Annotated in this window: 25 protein-coding genes; 11 read left to right on the top strand and 14 right to left on the bottom strand. The window is 59.3% G+C overall.

Annotation, left to right across the window (positions count from 1 at the left end; all coding sequences use genetic code 11):
• Positions 1-86 precede the first annotated feature (86 nt).
• A complete protein-coding gene (locus ACWKV5_RS19890; protein WP_483842684.1) occupies positions 87-605 on the bottom strand; it encodes a cupin domain-containing protein in 519 nt (172 codons plus the stop codon).
• Positions 606-629: 24 nt separating this feature from the next.
• Entirely contained in the window at positions 630-1,448 is an 819-nt protein-coding gene (locus tag ACWKV5_RS19885; RefSeq protein ID WP_483842683.1) for a shikimate 5-dehydrogenase, read from the bottom strand.
• Positions 1,449-1,694: 246 nt separating this feature from the next.
• On the opposite strand from ACWKV5_RS19885, the gene ACWKV5_RS19880 reads away from it, so the two are divergent.
• From ACWKV5_RS19880 to ACWKV5_RS19870, 3 genes are all read left to right on the top strand, one after another.
• Positions 1,695-2,060: a hypothetical protein gene (locus tag ACWKV5_RS19880; RefSeq protein ID WP_483842682.1), complete on the top strand. Its 366-nt coding sequence runs from the start codon at positions 1,695-1,697 to the stop codon at positions 2,058-2,060.
• 231 nt (positions 2,061-2,291) lie between these two features.
• Entirely contained in the window at positions 2,292-2,486 is a 195-nt protein-coding gene (locus ACWKV5_RS19875; RefSeq protein WP_310269953.1) for a hypothetical protein, read from the top strand.
• 100 nt (positions 2,487-2,586) lie between these two features.
• Complete coding sequence (locus ACWKV5_RS19870; RefSeq protein WP_483842681.1) at positions 2,587-2,769, top strand: hypothetical protein; 183 nt, start codon at positions 2,587-2,589, stop codon at positions 2,767-2,769.
• On the opposite strand, the gene ACWKV5_RS19865 is transcribed toward ACWKV5_RS19870, so the two are convergent.
• The gene (locus tag ACWKV5_RS19865) at positions 2,766-3,827 is read right to left on the bottom strand and encodes an AI-2E family transporter (protein WP_483842680.1); all 1,062 of its coding nucleotides are present in this window, start codon (positions 3,825-3,827) and stop codon (positions 2,766-2,768) included. The genes ACWKV5_RS19870 and ACWKV5_RS19865 overlap by 4 nt on opposite strands.
• A 177-nt stretch (positions 3,828-4,004) precedes the next feature.
• Between ACWKV5_RS19865 and trhP the strand changes: the two genes are divergently transcribed.
• Positions 4,005-5,330: a prephenate-dependent tRNA uridine(34) hydroxylase TrhP gene (gene trhP, locus ACWKV5_RS19860; protein ID WP_483842679.1), complete on the top strand. Its 1,326-nt coding sequence runs from the start codon at positions 4,005-4,007 to the stop codon at positions 5,328-5,330.
• Between the two features lie 196 nt (positions 5,331-5,526).
• On the opposite strand, the gene ACWKV5_RS19855 is transcribed toward trhP, so the two are convergent.
• Complete coding sequence (locus ACWKV5_RS19855) at positions 5,527-6,390, bottom strand: LysR substrate-binding domain-containing protein (RefSeq protein WP_059182490.1); 864 nt, start codon at positions 6,388-6,390, stop codon at positions 5,527-5,529.
• Between the two features lie 97 nt (positions 6,391-6,487).
• On the opposite strand from ACWKV5_RS19855, the gene ACWKV5_RS19850 reads away from it, so the two are divergent.
• Together ACWKV5_RS19850 and ACWKV5_RS19845 are read left to right on the top strand one after the other, a co-directional pair.
• Positions 6,488-7,405 (top strand): DMT family transporter, encoded by a 918-nt coding sequence (locus ACWKV5_RS19850; RefSeq protein WP_483842678.1) that lies wholly within the window; start codon positions 6,488-6,490, stop codon positions 7,403-7,405.
• Positions 7,406-7,491: 86 nt separating this feature from the next.
• On the top strand, positions 7,492-8,880 hold the full coding sequence (locus tag ACWKV5_RS19845; protein ID WP_483842677.1) for a surface-adhesin E family protein: 1,389 nt from the start codon (positions 7,492-7,494) through the stop codon (positions 8,878-8,880).
• A 3-nt stretch (positions 8,881-8,883) separates the two neighbouring features.
• On the opposite strand, the gene ACWKV5_RS19840 is transcribed toward ACWKV5_RS19845, so the two are convergent.
• Positions 8,884-9,600: a FadR/GntR family transcriptional regulator gene (locus tag ACWKV5_RS19840; RefSeq protein WP_483842676.1), complete on the bottom strand. Its 717-nt coding sequence runs from the start codon at positions 9,598-9,600 to the stop codon at positions 8,884-8,886.
• Between the two features lie 271 nt (positions 9,601-9,871).
• Between ACWKV5_RS19840 and ACWKV5_RS19835 the strand changes: the two genes are divergently transcribed.
• Positions 9,872-11,218 (top strand): MFS transporter, encoded by a 1,347-nt coding sequence (locus ACWKV5_RS19835; protein ID WP_483842675.1) that lies wholly within the window; start codon positions 9,872-9,874, stop codon positions 11,216-11,218.
• A 24-nt stretch (positions 11,219-11,242) separates the two neighbouring features.
• Positions 11,243-12,586, top strand: coding sequence for a glucarate dehydratase (gudD, locus tag ACWKV5_RS19830; protein WP_483842674.1), 1,344 nt, complete (start codon positions 11,243-11,245; stop codon positions 12,584-12,586).
• A 668-nt stretch (positions 12,587-13,254) separates the two neighbouring features.
• Here gudD and ACWKV5_RS19825 read toward each other — a convergent pair.
• Positions 13,255-14,133, bottom strand: a complete 879-nt coding sequence (locus tag ACWKV5_RS19825; protein ID WP_483842673.1) for a LysR family transcriptional regulator — start codon at positions 14,131-14,133, stop codon at positions 13,255-13,257.
• Positions 14,134-14,295: 162 nt separating this feature from the next.
• On the opposite strand from ACWKV5_RS19825, the gene ampC reads away from it, so the two are divergent.
• Positions 14,296-15,462: a class C beta-lactamase gene (ampC, locus tag ACWKV5_RS19820; protein ID WP_483842672.1), complete on the top strand. Its 1,167-nt coding sequence runs from the start codon at positions 14,296-14,298 to the stop codon at positions 15,460-15,462.
• Positions 15,463-15,523: 61 nt separating this feature from the next.
• Here the strand turns inward: ampC and ACWKV5_RS19815 are convergent, their stop codons facing one another.
• The 4 genes from ACWKV5_RS19815 to ACWKV5_RS19800 all read right to left on the bottom strand — a co-directional run bounded on the left by ACWKV5_RS19815 (position 15,524) and on the right by ACWKV5_RS19800 (position 17,787).
• Positions 15,524-15,925 (bottom strand): DUF6124 family protein, encoded by a 402-nt coding sequence (locus ACWKV5_RS19815; RefSeq protein ID WP_483842671.1) that lies wholly within the window; start codon positions 15,923-15,925, stop codon positions 15,524-15,526.
• A 166-nt stretch (positions 15,926-16,091) separates the two neighbouring features.
• Positions 16,092-16,355: a hypothetical protein gene (locus ACWKV5_RS19810; protein WP_483842670.1), complete on the bottom strand. Its 264-nt coding sequence runs from the start codon at positions 16,353-16,355 to the stop codon at positions 16,092-16,094.
• 15 nt (positions 16,356-16,370) lie between these two features.
• The gene (locus ACWKV5_RS19805) at positions 16,371-16,739 is read right to left on the bottom strand and encodes a DUF6124 family protein (RefSeq protein WP_483842669.1); all 369 of its coding nucleotides are present in this window, start codon (positions 16,737-16,739) and stop codon (positions 16,371-16,373) included.
• 475 nt (positions 16,740-17,214) lie between these two features.
• Entirely contained in the window at positions 17,215-17,787 is a 573-nt protein-coding gene (locus tag ACWKV5_RS19800; RefSeq protein ID WP_483842668.1) for a DUF4174 domain-containing protein, read from the bottom strand.
• Between the two features lie 180 nt (positions 17,788-17,967).
• Here ACWKV5_RS19800 and ACWKV5_RS19795 point away from each other — a divergent pair, with 180 nt between their 5' ends.
• Entirely contained in the window at positions 17,968-18,336 is a 369-nt protein-coding gene (locus ACWKV5_RS19795) for a VOC family protein (protein WP_483842667.1), read from the top strand.
• On the opposite strand, the gene ACWKV5_RS19790 is transcribed toward ACWKV5_RS19795, so the two are convergent.
• The 4 genes from ACWKV5_RS19790 to ACWKV5_RS19775 form a co-directional block, all read right to left on the bottom strand.
• Positions 18,333-20,567: an ATP-binding protein gene (locus ACWKV5_RS19790; protein WP_483842666.1), complete on the bottom strand. Its 2,235-nt coding sequence runs from the start codon at positions 20,565-20,567 to the stop codon at positions 18,333-18,335. The two genes, ACWKV5_RS19795 and ACWKV5_RS19790, sit on opposite strands and share 4 nt — an antisense overlap.
• Positions 20,564-21,163, bottom strand: a complete 600-nt coding sequence (locus ACWKV5_RS19785) for a biliverdin-producing heme oxygenase (protein ID WP_483842665.1) — start codon at positions 21,161-21,163, stop codon at positions 20,564-20,566. Before ACWKV5_RS19785 ends, ACWKV5_RS19790 begins: the two co-directional genes overlap by 4 nt.
• A gap of 190 nt (positions 21,164-21,353) precedes the next feature.
• A complete protein-coding gene (locus ACWKV5_RS19780) occupies positions 21,354-22,139 on the bottom strand; it encodes a sulfite exporter TauE/SafE family protein (protein WP_483842664.1) in 786 nt (261 codons plus the stop codon).
• A 143-nt stretch (positions 22,140-22,282) separates the two neighbouring features.
• Complete coding sequence (locus ACWKV5_RS19775; RefSeq protein WP_483842663.1) at positions 22,283-23,032, bottom strand: hypothetical protein; 750 nt, start codon at positions 23,030-23,032, stop codon at positions 22,283-22,285.
• Positions 23,033-23,264: 232 nt separating this feature from the next.
• On the opposite strand from ACWKV5_RS19775, the gene ACWKV5_RS19770 reads away from it, so the two are divergent.
• Positions 23,265-24,086 carry an aldo/keto reductase gene (locus ACWKV5_RS19770; RefSeq protein WP_483842662.1) on the top strand — a complete coding sequence of 274 codons (822 nt, stop codon included), beginning with the start codon at positions 23,265-23,267 and terminating at the stop codon, positions 24,084-24,086.
• The last annotated feature ends 28 nt before the right edge of the window (positions 24,087-24,114 follow it).

Here is a 24,114-nt window from a genome sequence, read left to right as displayed (position 1 = left end):
GGCCAGCACATCCAAAATCGACGTTGACTGACACTTCGTCTTCGCGAGCAGGCTCGCTCCCACAGTGGGTTGGGCGGGGGCTAGGGCTACTCACCGTCCCAGTAATCCACACCGTCACCCGGCCGGGCGATGGCGACGAAGCCTGAGGCATTGCCCTCGGCATCGACCTTGAAATCGTCCATCACCGCGTATTTACCGGAATCGGGGTACTCGCAAATCTCCGGCGATTGCTGGGTGCTGACCGCCAGATAGCGCAGCTCCCCGGCGCTGGTGTTAATGATCTGGTGCGCCGCTTCCGGGCCACCCGGCGGGCAGGCGATCACGTCGCCCGCGCGGATCGGGAAACGCTCGGCACCGAGGCGCACCTCCCCTTCCCCAGCAACGACGTAAAACATCTCCTCATTGACCCGATGGCTGTGAAACGGACTGCCGCGCATGCCCGGTTCCAGCACATACAGCCGATACCCCAGCTTCTGCGCGCCCAATTGCTGACCAACGCGGGCCATTCGCTGCTGGTAACGGCCCGCCGTATCGCCGGTGGGCGCCATGGCTTCGGGCAACGGTTCAAGGTCGACCTGGTTCAGATTGAGAATGCGCGGATGCATGGGGCTTTCTCCTGGCTGCGGGTCCTAGCTGCGGGCGAATTCCACGGCTTTGTGAAACTGCTCATCGGTCGGCCGGACGCCGGTGTACAGCACGAATTGCTCCAACGCCTGAATGGCGATCACTTCCAACCCGGTAATCACCCGTTTGCCTTCAGCACGACCGCGCACGATCAGCGGTGTTTCCGAGGGGATCGCCACCACGTCGAAGACAGTCTCGGCAGCGACAATGGTTTCAGCATCGAATGCCAGTTGATCGGCCTCCGGGCCGCCCGTCATGCCGATTGGCGTGACGTTGATCAGCATTTGTGGGCGCTGAGCACCCAATTCCGCTTGCCATTGATACCCCAATGACTGCGCCAAAGCACGACCGGCGCGCTCATTGCGGGCGACGATCAAGCCGTTCTTGTAACCGCCGTCGCGCAACGCGCTGGCCACGGCCTTGGCCATGCCACCGCTGCCGCGCAAGGCAAACGTCGAATCCTTGGGCACTTGGTGTTTTTTGAGCAGTTGCTCGATGGCAATGTAATCGGTGTTGTAGGCCTTCAAGTGGCCGCCAGTGTTGACGATGGTGTTGATCGACTGAATGGCCGCCGCCGAGGCGTCCAATTCATCCACCAGCGCAATGCACGCTTCCTTGAACGGCATCGACACGCCGCAACCACGAATGCCCAACGCGCGAATACCGCCCACGGCGCCGGGCAGGTCCTGGCTGCTGAAGGCCTTGTAGTAGAAATTCAGGCCCAATTGTTCGTACAGATGATTGTGAAAGCGCAGGCCGAAGTTGCCGGGGCGCCCGGACAGCGACATGCACAGCTGGGTGTCTCGGTTGGGGTTCATCTGCATGAAACTTTCTCCTTCTAAAGCACTTTCAGATAGACGGGATTAGCCATTCCATCGGGTCTGTTCGATCATAACGGCATGGCGGCGGACGCTGGTGCGAACCCGTCAGGAAACCGGTACAGACCTTACACAAAATTTACCTTTTTGCTGTGCTGATTTTCCAAAAAACGCTGTCTTAGAAGTATCCCCGCGACAATGTTTGGGTCTATTGCAGACGCAAACGCCGGGTCGAAGAACCGAGGAATTATCATGATCCGTAAAATCCCCACAGTAGCCTTGCTGATCGGCGCACTCGCTATCGCAGGACAGGCACAAGCCCATGGCGGTGGTTGTGGTAATTGCTGGCAAGGTCCAGCGGTCTTTGGCGCGCTAGTGGGCACGGCCATCGTCGGTTCGGCCCTGATTAACGCCAATCGGCCGGTCTACGTACAACCTCAACCGGTTTACCAGCCAGCGCCGGTCTACGTACAACAGCCACCACCGGTTTATTACCAGCCAGCACCGGTCTATGTGCAACAGCCGGTCTATTACGGGCCACCGCCGGCTTACTACGGCCCGCCACGTGGTTATTACGCCCCGCGTGGTTATTACGGACGTGGTTATGGCCACTGGTAACACATCTAATAAGCCCCGCCTCAACAGCGGGGCTTTTTTGTGACCGTTCGTCGGCGAACGTCTGGATAAATCGCGTCAAGGTCGCTGTGGGGACAGCGTCGGCGGCGCAAATTGGCAAGATTGAGTCGACCCGCCCTCGCCTTGCGCCAAACGGTCATATTTATGTCATGTCAGGTCCGCAAGCTGGGATCTGTCCGCAAATAACAGGTTGATAACAACAAGGACGACCTTATGCCCACGCAAAACCCGCACCGCAATGTCGGTTTGTGCACTTCCAGCAAGGTGTACGACGCCTTGACCGAACTCAAGCACCTGGAAGGCCATCGCAGTGCCAAGTTCCTTTCGCTGTTGGCCGAAAACCTGGTGCGCAAAGGCCTGCTCAACGAGCAGGAAGTGATTCACATGCTGGATCTGGTCGTCGACTGAGGCAAATACTCATCGGCGTCAATGACGACTATCGAAAGCGTTGATTGTCCGTTTCAGCGCCGGGTCCGTAAGGTAGCCCCATCGATTGATGGAGGTACTTATGTCCCAGGTTCAGATCATGTCCGTTGTTGGCAGCGCCGTTCCCGCACCGCTCAGAGAGCTGGGATTGCTCGCCTGCTGGTACCTGATGCAGGACGGTGAAGCGATCAGCGGTCCGCTCACTTCGCTGCCGGCTGCTCAAGCCTTGTCGCAACGCATCGGCCAAGGTCGCCTCAGCGCCTAAGGCAACTGCACCTTCGGTTTGGTTTCAATGAAGATGGCCCAGCTCGACATGAACAGGGCCGCGATCAGCGGCCCGATGACGAAGCCGTTGAGGCCAAAGATCGCCAGACCGCCGAGGGTCGAGATGAGGATCAGGTAATCCGGCATCTTGGTGTCCTTGCCCACCAGGATCGGTCGCAGCACGTTATCCACCAGGCCGATCACAAAAACCCCGTACAACCCCAGCACCACGCCCTGCCACATCGCCCCGCTGAGCAAAAAAAACGCTGCCACCGGCGCCCAGATGATCCCCGCCCCCACGGCTGGCAACAGCGACAGAAACGCCATCAGCACCGCCCAGAGCAATGCGCTCGGAATGTCCAGAAACCAGAAAATCAAACCACCCAACGCGCCCTGCGTGATCGCCACCAGCAGGTTGCCCTTCACCGTCGCCCGCACCACGCGATTGAACTTGAGTTGCAGCCGACGTTTCTGGTGTTCCTCCAACGGCACGGCCGCGCGAACTTTGCGTGCCAGCTCGGCGCCGTCACGCAGAAAGAAATACAGCAGGTAGAGCATGATGAAAAAGCCCACCACAAAATCAAACGTGACCTGGCCGAAACTGAATACCTGGGTGGCGAAGTACTCATTGCCCGTTACCGCACTCTTGATGATTTTTTCCCGCAGCCCGTTCAGCTCCCCCACTCCGAACCGGTCGAGCAAATGCTGAAAGAACGGCGGCAGGCTGTGCTTGAAGTGCGACACATACCCCGCAATGTCCAGCTCTCCGCTTTCGATGCTTTTGTACAGCGTCGCTCCCTCCTGAACCAGGAAGAAACCGAGGACGATTACCGGCAGGATCGCAATCAGCAGGCAAATACTCAGCGTCAGCAACGACGTCAGGTTGCGTTCCCAGCCCAGCTTCAGTTGCAGTCGACGTTGCATCGGCGCAAAGAGGATCCCGAGGATCACCGCCCAGAACACCGCGCCGTAAAACGGCAACAAAATCCAGATAAACGCAGCAGTCACCAGCCCCAGCAAGACCACCAGTGATTTGTTTTTTACGGTTTCTTCGTTCATGTCCGATCCGTGTCAGTGCGCAGGGACTCAGACTCCTGAAATGAAGAGCCGTCCTTATTGCTTAGTCCGCCACGGTTCGCGCGAGTGCCATCCGTTTGTTCATCAAGCATAGATCCAGATCAATGAACGCCGCCGGCAACGCGCTTACCCTCCACGGTTTTTGCGACTGCCCCTGCCATGACTCTTCTTGCCCCCGAACTGCTCGCCCCTGCCGGCACCCTGAAAAACATGCGTTATGCCTTCGCTTACGGCGCCGATGCGGTGTACGCCGGCCAGCCGCGCTACAGCTTGCGGGTGCGCAATAACGAGTTCGATCACGCCAACCTCGCCCTCGGCATTCAGGAAGCCCAAGCCCAGGGCAAGCGTTTTTACGTGGTGGTGAACATCGCGCCGCACAACGCCAAGCTCAAGACCTTCCTCAAGGACCTGGCGCCGGTGATCGCCATGGCGCCAGACGCGCTGATCATGTCGGATCCGGGCTTGATCATGCTGGTGCGCCGGCACTTCCCGCAGGTGCCGATTCATCTGTCGGTGCAGGCCAACACCGTGAACTGGGCGAGTGTCGAGTTCTGGCAGCAACAGGGCTTGAGCCGGATCATCCTGTCGCGGGAACTGTCCCTGGAAGAAATCGGAGAAATCCGCCAGCAAGTGCCGGCCATGGAGCTGGAGGTGTTTGTCCACGGCGCGCTGTGCATGGCGTATTCCGGTCGCTGCCTGCTGTCGGGTTACATGAACAAACGCGATGCCAATCAAGGCAGCTGCACCAACGCCTGCCGCTGGAAATATTCGGCGCACGCGGCCACGGAAAACCTGCTGGGCGAGATCGTCCAGCAGTATCAGCCCGAACCGACCCTGGGTATTGGCGCGCCCACCGGCCAGGTGTTCCTGTTGCAGGAGGCCAATCGGCCGGATGAGCTGATGCCAGCCTTTGAGGACGAGCACGGCACTTACATCATGAATGCCAAGGATCTGCGCGCCGTGCAGCATGTCGAGCGCCTGACGCACATGGGCGTGCACTCGCTGAAGATCGAAGGCCGGACCAAATCCCATTTTTATTGCGCACGCACCACGCAGGTGTATCGCCGGGCGATTGACGATGCCGTCGCCGGGCGTGAATTCGACCGCAGCCTGATGACCGATCTGGAGTCGCTGGCGCAGCGTGGCTATACCGAAGGCTTTTTGCGCCGCCATGTGCATGACGAATACCAGAATTATCAGCACGGCAGCTCGGTGTCGGAGCGACAGCAGTTTGTCGGGGAGTTGACCGGTGAATGCCGTGAGCGACTGGCGGAGGTCAAGGTGAAGAACCGGTTTGCACTGGGGGATCATCTGGAATTGATGACGCCCAAGGGCAACTTTCATTTCGATTTGCATCAGTTGCAGAACAGCAAAGGCGAGCCGATTGAAGTGGCGCCGGGGGATGGGCATACGGTGTATGTGCCGATTCCGGATGCGGTGGATCTGAAATTCGGGTTGTTGGTGCGTGATGTTTGCGCAGGTTGAAATCAATGAGCCTGCACACACCCCTGTGGCGAGGGAGCTTGCTCCCGCTGGGGTGCGAAGCGCCCCCAAAAACTGCCATCGCGATACATCAGGCAGATCGCATTCTGTGGATTACGACGGCTTCGCCGCCGAGCGGGAGCAAGCTCCCTCGCCACAAAAGCCACTTGCCACATAAGCAGCGGTGTCCCTCCGATAATCACGCGAACTCCTCACGCAACATCGCCACAAACGCTTCTCGCGCCGGGTGAACCCCGGCGTTTTCATGCCAGTAAAACAGATTGTCGATGGCCGTCAGTTCAGGAAACTCAAACCCTGCACACCCCGCCCCTTTGGCGTACTGATCAAACACCCCTTTAGGCACCAGCGCGACGCCGGCCCCCGCGCTGACGCACCCGACAATCGCGCCATAACTGGCCAGGCTGACAATCGGCAGCGCCTGCCCCTGACGCAGTAACCAATGTTCCAGCGCCGCCCGGTACGGACAGCCCTGGGGCCACATGAACACGGTCTTGTCCTGCAAGTCCGCGATGCCACGCACCGGCCCCAGCGATGTCGAGGCAATCAGCAACAGCTCTTCGCGGTACATCGGCGTGCGCTTGAGCTGGGAGCGCTCGACATCCACAGCGACAATCGCACCGTCGAGCCGATGGTTAAGCGTGTCATCCAGCAGTTGGCCCCAGGTGCCCGTGGTCAGTTCCAGCGCCACCGCGGGATAGCGCTTGTGGAATTTCGCCAGCAGGCGCGGCAGCCGGCCGGTGGCCGAGGACTCGATGGCACCGATGCGCAGCGGCCCGGAGGGGTCGGCGGACGGGTCCAATGCGCGTTTGGCCTCAACGGTCAGCGCCAAAATCTTCGAGGCGTAAGACAAAAACGTCTGGCCCGCCGGGCTGATGCGCAACCCCCTGCCCTCACGCAAAAACAGCGCCACGCCCAACTCCGTCTCCAGCGCCTTGATCCGCGCCGTGATGTTGGACGGCACGCAATGCAGCAACTCGGCGGCCCGGGCGATGCTGCCGACGTCGGCGACTGTCTTGAACATGCGAATCTGCGCCAGCTCCATAATCATCACCAAATGTGAACAGTTGACGCAGTATAAGTCAGTTGTGGTGAACTGTTCAGCTTCAGATACTCGGCACATACACCCAAGGTGCCCGACCATGAAACCACTCACCCGCCCCGCTCACTCACCGCTCAAAATCATTCTGGCGATGGCCTTTGTCATCGCCTGCTGGGGCTATTCGCCGACCGGCATTCATATCGGCTTGCAGGCCTACGACCCCGGCCATCTGGCCTTGCTGAGGTTTTTGATTGCCTCTGTGTTCATGGCTGTCATTGCCGCGTTCAAAGGCATCAGCCTGCCCAGGTTTCGCGACCTGCCGCTGCTGATGGTGCTCGGTTTTTTTGCGGTGAGCCTGCATCACGTTGTCCTGAACATCGGCCAACAGCATGTCAGCGCCGGCGCCTCCAGCGTGTTGGCGCAGTCGACGCCGTTGTTCAGCACATTGCTGGCGCGTTTTGTGTTCAAGGACCGGGTGAGCTTCTGGCGCTGGGGCTGCATCGTGGCGGGGCTGGTCGGCGTGGTGATTGTAGTGGCCGGTGATCGCGGACTGGGGAGCGTCGACGTTCACGGATTACTGATCCTGCTGGCGGCGCTGTCGTGGAGTTTTTACTTTGCCTTGCAGAAGCATCAAACCGGGCGCTACGACGGCCTGACACTGGTGTGTTACACGGTGTGGTCGGGCTCGGCGCTGCTGCTGATCTACCTGCCGGGACTGGCCAGCGAGGTCGTCAGCGCACCGGCTCATGTGCAGTGGGCGGTGTTGGCGTTAGGCGTGTTTCCCAGTGCGCTGGCGTATCTGGCCTGGGCGTTTGTACTGGCGCACGTGGACTTGAGCCGCGCCACCATGACGCTGTACCTGATCCCGCCGACGGCGATGGCCATGGCGGCCTATGCCTTGGGTGAACAGCCAACGCTGACGGTCGGCGTCGGTGCCCTCGTGGTGTTGATCAGTGTGCTGGCGCTGAATCTCGAACGCCGACCTGCAGTGATCGCGGTGCGGCCCGCCCAGCCATGAAGCCAAGCGAAATCGATTCAAGAATCGCCGTGCGATGCCGACCTCCTCTGTTCACATGAACGTGAAGCCATCGCCAGGAAGTACTCATGAACCGTTTTGCTGTGGCCTGCGCGCTAGGGATAGTGTCGGGCTGCGCCAGCCACCCCCAGCCAACGTATCAACCGCCGGCATTGACCGTGCAATTGGTGTTCAAACAGGCACCGCTGGAAAACTCGGTGATGCGCGATGGCGACATCATCAGCTATCAGGTGCATACCCCGCCGATGTTGGCCAATGGCTTGCCGAGCGTTGTTCAATTGCAAACCGATTGCAGCACCCCTGACGTGAAAATGCTGTTTCTCGACCGATACTTTTCCGACAGACCGGATTCAAGTCGCGTTCATCAGCAACTGACACCGGAAGTGCCCAAGGTGCTGGCGGCCGAACTGACGCAAAACCCCTCGTTCGGCGAAGCCTGCGTTCGCGTGGCAGCGTCTGACTGGCGCATCGTCCAACGAAGCGAAGACCAGCGCTGGTTGATGATCGACGTCAACAGCGTCAAGACCGAAGGTGGCGTCAGTCATTTCTGGGGCGCCATCGACGAGCCCGTATTGCTTTCAGACAAAAGCAACATGGAGCTTTACGGGCAGTCCCGCGAACGTTACGAAGTGGATTGCACTCGCCAGACCTACCGCGTTTTAAGCACATTCAAACTCGGCAAGACCCATCAGGTGGCGTTGGGTGAAGTGCTGAACAATCCGTCGCAACACGCCTTCGCACAGGCTGGCGCAGCAGTCAGGCTGTTGTTGAATGCAGCCTGTGGCTCAACCGCGCAGCGCTCGACATTGCCCGCCTACACCTCACGCATCAAGACGCCGCAAAGCTTCACAGCAGCCCCTGTCCCTGCGTCGGTGCTGAAGGCGATCAACGACCTCAAGCTTTCACCGCCCGCCCGCACACTCAAGCGCGTGGTGACCCGATCCAGCACGTATTCGGGATCGGGAATCACATTGCTCCTGGACACCGACCCGCAGAGCGGCCAGGTGCGCCAGCGATGGAAGGATGCGCCGATCGATCGCTGGACGATCTCGTTCCGCGGGTTGATCACCCTGGCTCAGCAGACCCCGCTGGCCGACAACCGACGTTCGCTCCCCACCTCCGGGGCCACGGATACCGTGCAACTCGGCTTCACCGGCGACTGGCAAAAAATGCCGGTGGGCGCCGCTCTGGAAATACGCACGGAAAAACGCGAGCGCCATACGCTCGACGGCGAAGGAACGCTGTCCGAACGGCTTCTGTGCACCGTGGAACGGGTATTCGAGGCGAGTCAGGTCAATCAGCAACTGCACGGCGACGCCAAGGAAATCAGTTGCCGATTCGACAACGATCCGGCCACCAGTCGCGGCAGCAAGTATTACTACCTTGAGGAGTACGGTTACTTTTTCCGGGCCGCTTACCCAAGCGGCGCGACAACGTTGCTCGAAGTCGAAGAATAAAGTTCAGGCGCCACCCGTGGAAAAACGGTCGCGGCTGTTGGTCAGGTGCAGCCACATCGCGGCCCGCGCCGCGTCCGGGTCCTGGCGCTTGATGGCGTTTAGAATCGCCTCGTGTTCGAGGTTGGCGAGCTGCCCCAGCTTGCTCAAATCCGCCGCCCCGCGCTCGGCGGCGTTGACGCGGGTGCGCGGGATCATCGCACTGCCCAGGTGCTGCATGATGTCGGTGAAACACACATTGCCGGTGGCTTCGGCGATCAACAGGTGGAAACGCTTGTCGGCCTCGACGCAGCTGTCGTTGTTGGCCAGCAGGCTCTGATAATCGTCCAGCGCTTCACGCATCTGCGCCAGTTGCAGATCCGTACGCCGCGTCGCCGCCAGTGCCGCGGCCTGGGTTTCCAGGCCCATGCGCAGCTCCAGAATGCTGCGCACCCCCAATGCAGTATCGACGTTCAGTCGCAAGCCCTGCTCCGGCGCGCGTTCGATGACGAACGTGCCGATGCCGTGACGGGTTTCCACCAGCCCCGACGCCTGCAATTTCGAGATCGCCTCGCGCACCACGGTGCGGCTGACGCCGTGTGCCTGAACGATAGAGTTTTCCGACGGCAACTTGTCCCCCGGCAGCATCTGGCCAAGCAGGATGCTCTGGGTCAGCTTGGCGACCAGGTCGTGCGCGAGGTTGTGGCTGCGCCTTGGGGCTGGCGTGTCGAGGTCATGTTGCATGGCGATGATCCGGAAACGGGGCTGACGGAATCGTAGCACCGCGCGGGATTGGGATCTTCAGAAAACAGCGCTCAACTTGTATGACAACACTCAACAACTGAACCGAATTTTGGTAAGAAGTCCATCCATCACCGCCAACAAAAGCATAAAAAATCACTTAAACGTCACCATTTTGTTGGACACAACCCCTTGCGCATTAAAAAAACGCGGTTGTATGATGTCTATCAACAACGCAGCACCCCGCATAAAAATAATCAGTGGGAGAAACCAAGTGAATACATCCGTATCAGGGATGCACGACGGTGCCGATTCGGTCCTGAAGTCCGCCATCTCGAAAGTCAAACGCCATGTCCTGCCGCTGTTCGTCATCATGTTCATCGTCAACTACATCGACCGTGTGAACATCGGCTTCGTCCGCGCCCACATGGAACACGACCTGGGGATCGGCGCTGCCGCCTACGGCCTCGGTGCCGGGTTGTTCTTTATCGGTTACGCGCTGTTCGAAGTCCCCTCCAACATCCTCCTGCAAAAAGTCGGCGCACGCATCTGGCTGACCCGCATCATGCTGACCTGGGGCCTGGTGGCCGCCGGCATGGCGTTCATCCAGAACGAAACCCACTTCTACATCCTGCGATTCCTGCTGGGTGTGGCCGAAGCCGGGTTCTTTCCGGGGGTGATTTATTACTTCACTCGCTGGTTGCCAGGGGTTGAGCGCGGCAAGGCGATCGCGATCTTTCTCAGTGGCTCGGCGGTGGCCTCGCTGATCTCAGGCCCGCTGTCCGGGTTGCTCCTGCAACTCGACGGTTTCGGGTTGCACGGCTGGCAGTGGATGTACTTCATTGAAGGGATGTTTTCGGTCGGGCTGTGCGTGTTCGTCTGGTTCTGGCTGGACTCCAAACCCCACGACGCCAAATGGCTGAGCCGCGAAGAACAGGATGCGCTGGTCAACGCCATCGAGGACGAACAGCTGGCCCGCGAAGCCGCGACGCCGATCAAGCCGTCGCTGGGCAAACTGCTCAAGGATCGTCAGATCATCCTGTTCTGCCTGATCTACTTCTTCATCCAGCTGACCATCTATGCCGCGACCTTCTGGCTGCCGAGCATCATCAAGAAGATGGGCGATCTGAGTGACATTCAGGTCGGGCTGTTCAACTCGATCCCTTGGCTGCTGTCGATCATCGGCATGTATGCCTTTGCTTCCCTGTCCGCCAAATGGAAACACCAGCAAGCCTGGGTGGCTGCTGCGCTGCTAATTGCCGCCGCCGGGATGTTCATGTCGACCACGGGCGGGCCGATCTTTGCCTTTGTTGCGATCTGCTTTGCGGCACTGGGTTTCAAATCCGCTTCGTCACTGTTCTGGCCAATCCCTCAGGCGTATCTGGATGCGCGGATTGCTGCTGGGGTGATCGCGCTGATCAACTCGGTGGGCAACCTCGGCGGCTTCGTTGCGCCGACCACTTTCGGCCTGCTGGAAGAACACACTGGTTCGATTCAGGGCGGCCTGTACGGGTTGGCCGCGACGTCGATCATCGCCGCAATCATTGTCTTTGCCGCACGCAACACACCGAAAACCGCACCGGCCGTTGCGTTGGGCAAACCAACGCCCAACCACGCCTGATCCGTTGTTTATAAGGACAAGAAAATGCACCCACAAGACTGCGCAAAAGCCCCGATCATCACCAGCATGCAAGTAGTTCCGGTGGCCGGCCACGATGGCATGCTGCTCAACCTGAGCGGCGCCCATGGTCCGTTTTTCACCCGCAATATCGTAATTCTCAAAGACAACGCCGGTCACACCGGTGTCGGTGAAGTACCGGGTGGCGAGCGTATTCGCCAGACACTGGAAGATGCCCGTGCGCTGGTGGTTGGCAGCCCGATCGGCACGTATCAGAAGATTCTCAATCAAGTGCGCCAGACCTTTGCCGATCGCGATGCTGGCGGGCGCGGTTTGCAGACGTTCGACCTGCGGATCACCATTCACGCCGTTACGGGTCTTGAGGCCGCCCTGCTCGACTTGCTCGGCCAGCATCTGGACGTGCCGGTCGCCGCCCTGCTCGGCGAAGGTCAGCAGCGTGACGAAGTGAAGATGCTCGGTTACCTGTTCTACGTGGGTGATCGCCAGCAGACAGACCTGGCCTACCGCAGCGAACCGGACGCCGATAACGACTGGTTCCGTGTGCGTCATGAGCAAGCCATGACCGCAGATGCTGTGGTTCGTCTGGCTGAAGCCGCCCACGCCCGCTACGGCTTCAAGGACTTCAAGCTCAAGGGCGGCGTGCTGAGTGGCGATGAAGAAATCGAAGCCGTCACCGCACTGGCCGAGCGCTTTCCGGACGCGCGCATTACGCTCGATCCGAATGGCGCGTGGTCACTCAAGGAAGCCATTCGCTTGTGCCGCGATCAGCACCGCGTTCTGGCCTACGCTGAAGACCCGTGCGGCGCGGAAAACGGTTATTCGGGCCGCGAAGTCATGGCCGAGTTCCGCCGTGCCACCGGGCTAAAAACCGCGACCAACATGGTCGCCACCGACTGGCGGGAAATGGGCCACGCCATTCAGTTGCAATCGGTGGACATTCCGCTGGCCGACCCGCATTTCTGGACCATGCAGGGTTCGGTTCGTGTCGCGCAGATGTGCCATGAATGGGGCCTGACCTGGGGCTCGCACTCCAACAACCACTTCGATATTTCCCTGGCGATGTTCACACACGTCGCGGCGGCTGCGCCGGGTGAAATCACCGCCATCGACACCCATTGGATCTGGCAGGACGGCCAGCGCTTGACCAAAGCCCCGCTGCAAATCGTCGGTGGTTGCGTGCAGGTGCCGAAGAAGCCGGGGCTAGGGGTTGAATTGGACATGGACCAATTGGCCAAGGCCCATGAACTGTACAAAGGCATGGGGCTGGGGGCGCGGGATGACAGCGTGGCGATGCAGTTCCTGATCCCGGGCTGGAAATTCGATAACAAACGGCCGTGCCTGGTGCGCTGACTTCTGTCGCTGTAGCTCCCCTGTGGGAGCGAGCCTGCACGCGAAGAAGCCGACACATCCAGCATGGGTGTCGCCTGACACACCGCCTTCGCGAGCAGGCTCACTCCCACAGGGGACTGAGGTCGTACACAAATACCCGGCCCAACCGCAGAACCAATGTGGGAGAGAGCCTGCTCGCGAAGAAGCCGACACATCCAGCATGGATGTCGCTTGACACGCCGCCTTCGCGAGCAGGCTCGCTCCCACAGGGGATTGAGGCCGTACACAAATACCCGGCCCAACCACAGAACCAATGTGGGAGAGAGCCTGCTCGCGAAGAAGCCGACACATCCAGCATGGATGTCGCCTGACACTCCGCCTTCGCGAGCAGGCTCGCTCCCACAGGGGACTGAGGTCGTACGCAAATACCCGGCCCAACCACAGAACCAATGTGGGAGCGAGCCTGCTCGCGATGGGGCCGGCACATTCAACGTGGATGTCGCCTGACACGCCGCCATCGCGAGCAGGCTCGCTCCCCCAGGGGACTGAGGTCGTACGCAAATATCCGGCCCAACCACAGAACCAATGTGGGAGCGAGCCTGCTCGCGAAGAGGCTGGTACATCCAACATTGATATTGGCTGACACTCCGCCTTCGCGAGCAGGCTCGCCCCTACAAGGGTGGTGTTGGTTAATCCATTTTGGACGCTTGCAGTAACCACTCCTTGAACGCCGTCATCGCCGCCGTTTCGGGGCGCGACTGCAAGCGGGTGAGCCAGTAGCTGCCAGTGGTGATGCCGATGGCAAACGGTTGCTCGATGGCTCCGGCCGCCAGTTGACGGGAAAACATCAGCGGCGGCGCCAATGCAATGCCTGCACCTTGAAGTGCGGCCTCCATCATCGCCAGCGACGAGTCGAAAACTATATTCTTGGTGGGTGCCGTGTTGGGCGGTAACCCGCAGGCCAAAAACCATTCAGGCCACTCGTCGGTACGGTAGGAACGTAACAACGTTTGTTTCAACAGATCCTCAGGCGAATTCAACTGCCGGGCCAGTTCGGGAACGCACAGCACCGACAGCGGCGCTTCGATCAACCGCAGCGCTTCAATCCCGTGCCAGGCACCAGCGCCAAAACGAATAGCGTAATCCAGTCCTTCAGCAGCCACGTCCACCCGATTGTTATTGGTCGACAGCCGTAAATCTATGAACGGATGTTTCTCCTGGAAGTCCGCCAGGCGCGGCAATAGCCATCCGACCGCAAACGTCCCCACTGCCCCCACTGTCAACACATCCCGATAATGCCCGCCCTCGAATCGCTCAAGCGTTTCGGCGATTCGATCAAAGGACTCGCGCAGTACCGGCAGCAAAGTTTCACCTTCACTGGTCAGCATCAGCCCGCGTGGCAGGCGTTTAAACAGTGTTACGTTAAGTTGGGCTTCGAGGCTTTTGACCTGATGACTCACCGCCGCAGGCGTAACGAACAACTCCACCGCAGCCCGAGTGAAACTCAAATGGCGCGCGGAGGCCTCGAAAGCGCGCAAGGCATTCAGCGGCAAGTGAGGACGAATCATGCCAACTCCATAGATTTTCTAATGGCTCACCCGAGATATCGTCGTTTGTCGACGCTCGGCGGACTGCCTAGATTTGGCTCGCCTATCAGGTAGCCCGATTTGCAAAAGCGCATGGAGTGTAGCGGGTTAACTTTATTACAACTCATGAAGAGTGGATCAGAAATGTTCAAACACAGACTCCCGAGGCTTACGCCCTACAGTGCTTTCGTACTTTTCCTCGGTACTGCCTCCTGTTTGGCGGCGACACCGTCCAACCAGCAACTCGAAACCTTGGTCAACACCACCGTCGGCCCCGTGATTCAGCAACAGAACATCACCGGCCTTGCCATCGCGATCACCAAAAATGGCCAGCAGCATTACTTTAACTACGGCGTAGCCTCAAAAGAGGACCGTAAACCGGTCAGCCAGGACACCTTGTTCGAAATCGGCTCAGTCAGCAAAACCTTCGCCGCCACGCTGGCAGGGTATGCGCAAGCCAACGGCAAACTGTCCCTGTCCGATACTGCCAGCTCCATCTTGCCGGCATTGCACGGCAGTGCGTTCGACCGCATCAGCGTGCTGCAACTGGGCACTTACACCGCTGGCGGGTTGCCGCTGCAGTTCCCCGACGACGCTGACCATGCAGACACGATGCTCAGTTACTTCAAACAGTGGACGCCGGTTTACCCTGCTGGCACCCATCGCCTGTATTCGAACCCAAGCATAGGGCTGTTCGGTTATCTTGCCGCCCACAGCATGGGCCAGCCGTTCGATAGCCTGATGGAAAAAACCTTGCTGCCGAAACTCGGCCTCAAGCACACCTACCTCAAGGTCCCGCAAGCGCAAATGGGACTCTACGCCCAGGGTTACAACAAGGACGACAATCCCGTACGTGTCGGGCCGGGCGCGCTGGATTCCGAAGCCTACGGCGTGAAAACCAGTGCCTCGGACTTACTGCGTTTTGTCGAAGCGAATATGAAACCGGCGAGGTTGGAAAAGCCATTGCAGCAAGCCATTGCCACCACTCACACCGGTTATTACACGGTGGGTGAGATGACTCAGGGGCTGGGCTGGGAGCTTTACCCCTACCCCGTCACACTGGATCGGCTGCTCGCCGGCAACTCGACCGAGATGGCAATGCAAGCGCACGAGGTCAAGTGGTTGAATCCGCCGCAGCCGCAACCGGAAAACGTGTTGTTCAACAAAACCGGCTCCACTGGCGGCTTCGGTGCCTACGTCGCGTTTGTGCCCTCCAAAGACATCGGCATCGTGATCCTGGCCAACAAAAACTACCCGAACCCGGAGCGAATCAAAATCGCCCACACGATATTGAGTGCCTTGAGCGAATAACCGGTAGCAACAGAAAAATGGGTGACCCTTTGAGGTCACCCATTTTCGTTTTTACGCCTGTTTAATGCCGGGTCTCTGGCTCACCGGCAGACGCTTCCCTATCCGCCGCAAGGTTGTCCCGCGCCTGAGCCACCAACAACTCGGCGACCAAGGCCAACTGCTGAATCGAAAATATTTCACCGCGGTTCGGCGCTTCAAGTCTGGCGGCAAAATTCTCGAGCAGGGCCGTCAGCGACGCGAGGGTATCGCAAGCTTGTTTCAGTAGCGTCCGCGTGTCGACCCCGGGGGCAATGGCGAATATAGGCTGGGGCGAGGAAATAATTCTGGGGCGTGGAATGACCGCTACTACGGCGGTACCGCACACTTTCACAGACGCGGGATGCTCGGTATCGTCAGGGGTTTCTGCTTGAGGCTTGCTGAACTTTTTCACAGGCGAGGCTCCTTTTTTCACGGGTGTTTTCATCCTTGGGTCCCTCGATGTCGCGGACTTCCACGAAGGCTAGCGGTGTGGGCTGACAGACACCAGTTCATCAAGTGCGACACAACTTGAAGGAAATTTCCGACGCCCGTGAAGGCGGATACTTCACACGCAAAAAAAAATGGGCGATCGCTTGGATCGCCCATTGTTGTTACTGCGGCTGCAATCGTCGTCCGATCACGTCCATCAAATCACAACCGTCACGCAGCGGAATCGCCAATACCCGCGCAAAATCCTGAAGCAACAGAGCATCACGACCCATCCCCTCGCCCACGGACAGGGTTTCCAGCAGTTGGGTCACGCTACGAATGCGATAGGCCGCAGTGTCATGCAACACATCCACCGGCGCATCCGTATCAATCAGCAACGACGCAATTTGGCAATCGATGCCCGTAATGGGCATATATCTGGCCATCAGTGATCTCCTCTCTCAATGCTGTACCGGTGGCTGAACGACAGGCTCGCCTTCGGGTGGGTCAATGTTATCCAGCGCCTGGTTCACCAGTAATTCGGCGATTACCGCCAACTGCTGGATCGAGAGCGCCACGTTACGTTTCGAGCTTTCCAGTTTGCAGGCCAGATCCGTAATCAGGACATTCAGCGATGCCAGGGTTTCGCAGGCATGACTTAGCAGGGTTATGGAATCGACGCCCGGAGTGATCGTGAAGACGTGGCTGATCGGGTCGGTATGACTGGGGTTTCGCAAGCGAGCGCTGACGGCGCGTTCTGTGGTTTCGGAAAGATCGAGCGGATCGGTATCTGTCGAAGTTTCGGGAGGATTTGGAGTGATCTTTTTCAATAGTGAAGCTCCTTTAAAGTAATGGAGCTACCCATCTCACTTCCACATGAGGGTGGCAGCTGAACGCAGGTGTGGAAGACCAGGCTAAAGGAGAACCTGGCGCACTGGAGAGTGCCCCGCGAACAGCCGCCATAACATGACAATGTTGGCATAAAATACCGCCATCATGTGTTTTGGCCGTTCAGGCTCCTTTATACAACGACAGACTTCCACATCCGACCGCTGATTTTGCAGCGGCCCGACTAAGGTATCGGCAGAGCGGGAGGCGCACCAGTTCACGAAGTACGACACGTCTTGAAGGAAATGTCCGAAGCCTGCGCACTTCGTCCTAGGACGCACCGATTTTGTAGCTGCTGACGAAGCCTGCGCGGCAGTCGTGAGTTATTAGTGCATGACGCGACAGGTGGGGGGCTGCTTCGCAGCCCAGCGGGAGCAAGCTCCCTCGCCACAGGTATGGAGTTGTTCAAAAGACCTTTCAGTCATCCGGCATTTCAGGGGGCTTGGTCGGTTTGGCGGGTTTGCCATTCTTGGTGGCCTTGGTGCCTTTTGCGCCTTTGACCGGTTCGGCCTCCGCAGGCGGGGTCACTACCGGCGGTGCGGTGGCTTCTTTCTCGGCGGCTGGCAGGGCGTCGATGGTGTCGAACACTTTCTTCAAATCGACCGACTTTGACTCATCCCCCGAACTCTCAAGCTTCTTCTCGCCATCCTTGCCAATCAGGATCACTTTGGGCAGCGCCCCCGCACCGAGTTTCAGGGAGCGGATCAGCGCCATGGTGTCTTGCTGACCGAGGTCCTTGCCGTCCAGCTGGCCGAACATGTTCAGCACGCTATACACCCGGATATTGCGTTGCGCGATCCCCTCCTTGTTGGCCGGATCGTCCAGTGACTTTTTCAGCCCGACCCAGACCGGATCGACGGTACTGGGCGCAATGATAATCAAGGGCCGGGAACGGCCTTTTTCGATATCCAGCGGTGAATCACTTTCGGCTGCGAACAAGGGACCGGCGAAAGCCAGCAAGGTTGTCAGGGTCAAAAACCTGATGAGCATGCGCATCTCCTTTTGATAACCACGCTCTAATGATTGCGCATCGCGGCGTTCGTTCCGGGTGACGCACCGCAATTGTGTTTCGCCTTGACCCAAGCTTAGGTCAGGGCGGTCATTGCGCAACAGACTGAGCTAATCTGATCGCATATAACGCTCCACCTGAACCGCCGTGAGGACGACTCCATGAGCGCTCAGCTGAACCACACCATCGTCTGGTGCCGCGACAAGCAGATTTCCGCGAATTTCCTGACCGAACTCCTCGGCCTGCCCGCCCCCGAGCCTTTCGGCCCGATGCTGATCGTCACGTTCGACAACGGCGTGTCCCTGGATTTCTACAACAACGAACCACCGATTGCATCGCAGCACTATGCGTTTCTGATCGGTGACGACGACTTCGACGATGCCTTTGCGCGCCTGCAAGCACGCGGCCAGCCGTGGTGGGCGGACCCGGGCAAGCAGCGGCCGAAGGAAATCAATGATGATGCCGGAGGACGGCGGGTGTATTTCGATGACCCGGACGGGCACCTGCTGGAGATTTTCACTCGGGCCTAAGCAACCACAGTCACCAGTGCCGGAATGGAAAAGGTGAATTCACTGCCGACCCCAGGCTCGCTCTGCGCCCAGAGTTCACCGCCATGGGCCCGCACGATGGCGCGGCAGATATACAAGCCCAATCCGCTGCCGTTGGGGTTACCTTCACGGGTCGACCAATAACGTTCGAAAATGTGCGGTATATGCGCGGCAGGGATTCCGTTGCCATTGTCGCGCACCGAAATCAGCACCTTGTCATCTACCTGCCAAGCCGTAACGTCAATGCGCCCACCGGCCGGGGTGAACTTGATCGCGTTGCCCAGCAGGTTCGACAGCACCTGAAACAGTCGCTGGGGATCGGCATCGAAGCTCAGCCCTTGGGCGCTGGTGCAGTTGAGTTCGATGTTTTTGTGCGAGGTCAGCGTCACCAGCAATGCACACGCCTGCTCCAGCAGGTCGACGACATCCAGCGGCTTGCGCTCGAGCGGGTACTGACCGGCGTCGAGTTTCGACTTGTCCAGCAGGTCGGCGATCAGGGCGTTCATGCGTCCAGTCGCGCCCTCCATGGTGTCCAGCGCCGCATTCATGCGTACGGTGTGCTTGCCTTCGTCTCGGGCGACCAGGCGCTGCATCATGCCGCACTGCATGATGATAATGGTCATCGGATTGCGCAGGTCATGGGACACCACCGCCACCAGTTCGTCACGCTCGCGAACCGCTTCATGCTCGCGGTGGACCTGCCGGGCCAGGTCATTCTCGATCGCATTACGGCGCAGCTCGCTGGCCGCGTAATAATCCGCCGTGCTCCACTCTTGCGAGCGTCCCTCTACCAGCTTTTCCCACAAGGCAAACGAGGTTCGCGGTTGCAAGCGGTTGTCACTGCCCGCACTGAAATGCTCATCAGGATTGCCACTCCACTTCATGCTGGAGCGCAGTTGCGGCCTGAACCACAGGACGCCGTTGTCCGTTGGCTTGGGCAGCACGAAGGCCAGCAGACCGCTGGCCACGTCGCTATAAAGCGCGCTCGACCCGTGGCGATTTTGCAAGGCGTCGGTCATCAGTGGCTCGCCGCTCTCCAGGCATTGCTCGCGCACCCACAAGTACAGCGCCCGCACCTGCTCAACCGACGGGCACTCACCGAACAGTTCGAGTCGATCTTCGATCAGCACCGCCACGCCGCTGGCATCGGTCAGTTCCTGCAATTGATCCGGGTGGTTGATCAGCCCCTGCAGCACATCGTCGTCAGCCAGGCGCATCGCCGCCGTCAGTTCTTGGATCAAGCGCGACTTCTGTTCTCGCTGCTGCTGTTCGTTGCGGGTTTGCAGGGCCGTGATCTGCATGCTGAGCAACTGGGCAATGGCTGCGCACATCGTGCGCACTGAATGACTGACCAACAGCGGTTGCGGATGGGCACAGGTGATCAGCCCCCAAAGCTGTTCATTGGCCAGCAGCGACAGGCTCATGGAACCCCGTACGCCCATGTTTTCCAGGTACTGGCAGTGCACCGGCGACACGCTGCGCAACAGTGAAAAACCCAAGTCCAGCGGCTGTCCGGTGTCCGGGCGCAGCACCGGAAGGATCGGCACCGGCACATAGCGCGCATCCACGATCACCCGAATCCAGTTCAGGCGATACAACTCGCGAGCCTGCGGTGGAATGTCCGACGCGGGGAAACACTGGCCCAGATAACCGGGTAACACGCCGCCCAGCGCTTCGCTGATGACTTGCCCGTGCCCCGCCGGCTCGAAGCGATAAATCATCACCCGGTCGAAGCCGCTCAGCAGGCGAAGTTCATCGACGCTGACGGTGTACAAGTCTTCCAGTGTCGCCGCCGCCTGCATCCGCCGCAGGGCCCGCAGCAGGATAGCGGTATGGTCCTGAGCGGCGTCGAGCAGCGGTTCGAGTTCGAGAATGACCACGCCGTCGTGACGGCTGAGCGTTGCGTTGAAGCGCCGGTCGCCAATCTCCAGGACCACCGGATTGACGTCTTCCAGACAGTTCGACAACAGCGCCTGACAAACCTGCTCAGCCGCGGCGTCGCCCACCACTGTCGTGAACGGTCGCTGCAGTACAGCGGCGGCGCTCTGGCCGAACACGTCTGCACAATTACGGCTGACCTGCTGAATGATCAATGCAGGCTCACTCAACGTCAGCAGTACGCCGTGCGGCTGAATCGCCCCCGGTACCCGGATCGCTTCACTGGCGCATTCGGCGAGCGCGGCGTCGAGTTGTTCGTCGGTGAGGCGGTTCATACCAGGACCTCGCAGTGCTCAAGCCAGGCTTCGAAAGCGACGAACGTCGCCTGCGCAGCCACCACCGAGCTTGTCCGTTGAAGCGGATTGCGCATCTCATACAGACACGCCAGAAACCCGCGCCACATCATTGGGGTTGCCGGGCCATACACCGCAAAAAATCGACCGCCCTGGTGCTCGTCGATACCGAGGCGTGAGTACACCCCGCTCCGCAACGATTGCCCTCCCAACGTGGCGCCCTCAAGGACATACAACACCCCCAGCACATCGGCGATGGCATCGGTCTGAAAGGCAAATGTACACAGCGGAATGGCATCGATAGCCGCCGCATCGAGCCCCAAGGCATACAGGTCAGCCTCAAGCGACGGGGTTTTGATGCGAATCAGCCAATCCAGATCGGGAATGGTCATTGCCATCTGGAACAGCAGGGTTTCCAGTGGACGATAGAAACCGTAATAGGCCTCGATCAATCGCGTATACAACAACCGGTCAGCGGTGAAGAAAGGAATGCGCAGTTCCAGCGCTTGATGCTGGCGTGTCGTGGCGCCGCGCAGTTCGCTGAGAATCAGCGGCAGGTGTTTCGGCGGGGCCTTCACGACGGCGTGTCGAGGCAATAACCGGCTACGAGGAGGTGAACATTAGCGATAGGGTTGGACGCGAACACGAGCCACCTCTTCCTTGTCGATCACGGGGGAATGCCGACAAGTCATTCGCAGGCGAATGATGGTTGGCTTTCCACCGTAGCACCTAAAGGAGGATGGGGTATGTTTGTTTGAGAAAGCCTGCTTAAAACGCCAGTTTGTAGCCAATCAGGACCAACATCGTCGCCAGGCAAGGACGCAGCACTTCATCGGAAATCTTGCCGGTCAAATGACTGCCCAACCAGATCCCTGGCAGCGAGCCGATCAACAAGAAGCCCAGCACGTGCCAGTCCATGTTGCCCATGCTCGCGTGGCCCAGCCCGGCGACCAGGGTCAGCGGCACGGCGTGGGCGATTTCGGTACCGACGAGGCGCCGGGTCGGCAGCAGCGGATACAGGATAAACAGGGCCACCGTGCCCAGGGCGCCCGCGCCGATGGACGTCAGCGCAACCATGGTGCCCAGCACCAGGCCGGTGATCACCGTCATGCCGTTGAGGCGCTTGCCACTGGGGTTGTAGTTGCCACCGGCGCGCTTGTGAGCGAAATCGAGCAGGCGCTTCTTGAACAGAATCGCCAGCGCGGTGGCGAACAGGACGAACCCCAGCGCCTGCTTGATGATCGCATTCATGGTTTCAGGCGCGGTGTGCAAGCTGCTCAGGAACCACAGCGTCAAGGCCACCGCTGGCACGCTGCCAAGGGTTAGCCAGCCGGTAATCGCCCAATCGATGTTGTTGTTTTTCCTGTGGACCAGCACGCCGCTGGACTTGGTGATCGCCGCGTAGAGCAGATCGGTACCGACCGCCGTCGCGGGGTTGATGCCGAACCACAGCAGAATCGGGGTCATCAACGACCCGCCACCGACGCCAGTCATGCCAACAATAAAGCCAACCACCAACCCGGCAACGACCAACCCGATGTTCACTAAATCCATTGATACGTCCACAAAGACCGCAGGAGAAATCTGGCCCGCAGCATAGCGATTTTTCTTATAACCACTTATATCGATGCGAACTATCGTTATGCCTGAAACTTTTGCCCACCCCGCTCCCACAGGGATGGGGTTTGTGTCGGGGTTTATTGCACCGGCAAGAAATTCAGGAACAGCAGGCTTTGCGCGTAGTTCAGGCCGATGCGCCGGTAGCGCTCGTCGAGCATCTGCGTCAGCAAATCCAGTCGCGCAACGATCTTGCCGAACTCCACGGCGAAACTCAGGTTGCTGCCCTCCTCCGAGATCTCGTTGGAGAACAGCAACGGTTCGCCTTGTTTGTTTTGCCGCTGACTGAGAATCCACGTGGCGATCTCGATGTTGCGCGCGGCGTTGCTGACGAACGTCGGGTTGATCGCATCCGTCATGTAGAACTCCAGGCGATTGCCGTGCGCGGTCACCAGCATGCTGCCGATGGCATAGATGAAAGCACCGACCCGGTCACCGAGAAACTCCGGGCTCATGGCATACCTGAGCGCCGCCAGGTCTTTTTTGCCGCCGAGGGTGGGCAGCGGCTGTTGCTGCTCGATGGCCATGCGCACTTGCTTTCCAGCGGTTCGGGCATCAAGGAAACCGGATTTCTTCAGCTCCTCGGGATTGCGCCGGTAAAGCTTGCTCATCAGCACATAGAGGCTGTCGAGGTTGTCACGCATCGCCAGGGTGGCCATGCGGTCGACGCTGGTCTGCAGAAATTCCTGGGGACGGCCTTCGCGGAACTGGCTGACGATGTCGTTGCCCTGTTGCTGGCTGCAACCACTGACAAAGAACATCGCCAAGCCAGCCAGAAGCCAGCAACGGCGGCGGATCGGTGGGGTGACACGGGGTAACGCTCGAGCCATGGGTTCTTGGACTTGGGCATGGGCCAGCGGTGGGGATCGCCGCCAGCTGCCCAAGGATAGAGCCACCAATCCCAAAAAAGTGCAGTGCCGGTGGTCCGTGAACCAACCCTTGGCCAGCCAAAAAGTGATATTTCGTCGTGTTCGCTTTTACCTGGATTGTGGCGCTGCATGGAACCACCGGGTTATTTTGCTGCCAACTGAGTATCCACCGAGATGCGCACAGGAGGTTTTCATGCAGTTCCTTGAACTGGCCGGCGCCAACGTACCGGTCATTGGCCAGGGCACTTGGCACATGGGTGAGGACAGCTCGGCACGCAAACGTGAAGTCTCGGCCCTGCGCCTGGGCATCGAGTTGGGCATGACGCTGATCGATACCGCGGAAATGTACGCTGAAGGCGGCGCCGAAGAAGTGGTCGCGCAAGCCATCAGCGGTCTGCGTGACCAAGTCTTTGTGGTCAGCAAGGTCTACCCGCACAACGCCAGCTGCCAAGGCATTCCACAGGCTTGCGAGCGCAGTCTGCGGCGCCTGAAAACCGATTACATCGATTTGTACCTGCTGCACTGGCGCGGCCAGTATCCCTTGGAGGAAACCGTCGAAGCCTTCGAACGGCTGCGTGAAGACGGCAAGATTGGCCGTTGGGGCGTGTCCAATTTCGATCTGGACGACCTGCACGAACTGCACTCGTCCACCTGTGCCACCAATCAGGTGCTCTACAACCTGGAGGAGCGCGGCATCGAATTTGATTTGCTGCCCTGGAGCCAACAACATCAGCTGCCATTGATGGCGTACTGTCCTATCGGTCAGGGCGGTGAATTGCTGACACATCCGACGCTGATAAAGATTGCCGCCCGTCACGGGGTGACACCGGCTCAGGTTGCGCTGGCATGGATCCTGCGGCAACCCGGCGTGATCGCCATCCCCAAAGCGGTCAAACCTGAACACGTGCAATTGAATGCGCAAGCCGCGCAAGTGCGGCTCGAACCCGGGGATCTGGAGGTGCTGGACCACGCGTTTCACGCGCCACAACACAAACAGCGATTGGCCATGGTCTGAGCCATCGTCGTATTGTCAGAGGGTTTTT

This window comes from Pseudomonas oplopanacis (assembly GCF_057128725.1).
This window is presented reverse-complemented; position numbering and strand designations above follow the sequence as displayed.

What these genes read in the sequence shown, in the direction of transcription:
- ACWKV5_RS19890 (WP_483842684.1), bottom strand. Translation starts at nt 605, where the DNA reads ATGCATCCGCGCATTCTCAATCTGAACCAGGTCGACCTTGAACCGTTG.
- ACWKV5_RS19885 (WP_483842683.1), bottom strand. Translation starts at nt 1,448, where the DNA reads ATGCAGATGAACCCCAACCGAGACACCCAGCTGTGCATGTCGCTGTCC.
- ACWKV5_RS19880 (WP_483842682.1), top strand. Translation starts at nt 1,695, where the DNA reads ATGATCCGTAAAATCCCCACAGTAGCCTTGCTGATCGGCGCACTCGCT.
- ACWKV5_RS19875 (WP_310269953.1), top strand. Translation starts at nt 2,292, where the DNA reads ATGCCCACGCAAAACCCGCACCGCAATGTCGGTTTGTGCACTTCCAGC.
- ACWKV5_RS19870 (WP_483842681.1), top strand. Translation starts at nt 2,587, where the DNA reads ATGTCCCAGGTTCAGATCATGTCCGTTGTTGGCAGCGCCGTTCCCGCA.
- ACWKV5_RS19865 (WP_483842680.1), bottom strand. Translation starts at nt 3,827, where the DNA reads ATGAACGAAGAAACCGTAAAAAACAAATCACTGGTGGTCTTGCTGGGG.
- trhP (WP_483842679.1), top strand. Translation starts at nt 4,005, where the DNA reads ATGACTCTTCTTGCCCCCGAACTGCTCGCCCCTGCCGGCACCCTGAAA.
- ACWKV5_RS19855 (WP_059182490.1), bottom strand. Translation starts at nt 6,390, where the DNA reads ATGGAGCTGGCGCAGATTCGCATGTTCAAGACAGTCGCCGACGTCGGC.
- ACWKV5_RS19850 (WP_483842678.1), top strand. Translation starts at nt 6,488, where the DNA reads ATGAAACCACTCACCCGCCCCGCTCACTCACCGCTCAAAATCATTCTG.
- ACWKV5_RS19845 (WP_483842677.1), top strand. Translation starts at nt 7,492, where the DNA reads ATGAACCGTTTTGCTGTGGCCTGCGCGCTAGGGATAGTGTCGGGCTGC.
- ACWKV5_RS19840 (WP_483842676.1), bottom strand. Translation starts at nt 9,600, where the DNA reads ATGCAACATGACCTCGACACGCCAGCCCCAAGGCGCAGCCACAACCTC.
- gudD (WP_483842674.1), top strand. Translation starts at nt 11,243, where the DNA reads ATGCACCCACAAGACTGCGCAAAAGCCCCGATCATCACCAGCATGCAA.
- ACWKV5_RS19825 (WP_483842673.1), bottom strand. Translation starts at nt 14,133, where the DNA reads ATGATTCGTCCTCACTTGCCGCTGAATGCCTTGCGCGCTTTCGAGGCC.
- ampC (WP_483842672.1), top strand. Translation starts at nt 14,296, where the DNA reads ATGTTCAAACACAGACTCCCGAGGCTTACGCCCTACAGTGCTTTCGTA.
- ACWKV5_RS19815 (WP_483842671.1), bottom strand. Translation starts at nt 15,925, where the DNA reads ATGAAAACACCCGTGAAAAAAGGAGCCTCGCCTGTGAAAAAGTTCAGC.
- ACWKV5_RS19810 (WP_483842670.1), bottom strand. Translation starts at nt 16,355, where the DNA reads ATGGCCAGATATATGCCCATTACGGGCATCGATTGCCAAATTGCGTCG.
- ACWKV5_RS19800 (WP_483842668.1), bottom strand. Translation starts at nt 17,787, where the DNA reads ATGCTCATCAGGTTTTTGACCCTGACAACCTTGCTGGCTTTCGCCGGT.
- ACWKV5_RS19795 (WP_483842667.1), top strand. Translation starts at nt 17,968, where the DNA reads ATGAGCGCTCAGCTGAACCACACCATCGTCTGGTGCCGCGACAAGCAG.
- ACWKV5_RS19790 (WP_483842666.1), bottom strand. Translation starts at nt 20,567, where the DNA reads ATGAACCGCCTCACCGACGAACAACTCGACGCCGCGCTCGCCGAATGC.
- ACWKV5_RS19780 (WP_483842664.1), bottom strand. Translation starts at nt 22,139, where the DNA reads ATGGATTTAGTGAACATCGGGTTGGTCGTTGCCGGGTTGGTGGTTGGC.
- ACWKV5_RS19775 (WP_483842663.1), bottom strand. Translation starts at nt 23,032, where the DNA reads ATGGCTCGAGCGTTACCCCGTGTCACCCCACCGATCCGCCGCCGTTGC.
- ACWKV5_RS19770 (WP_483842662.1), top strand. Translation starts at nt 23,265, where the DNA reads ATGCAGTTCCTTGAACTGGCCGGCGCCAACGTACCGGTCATTGGCCAG.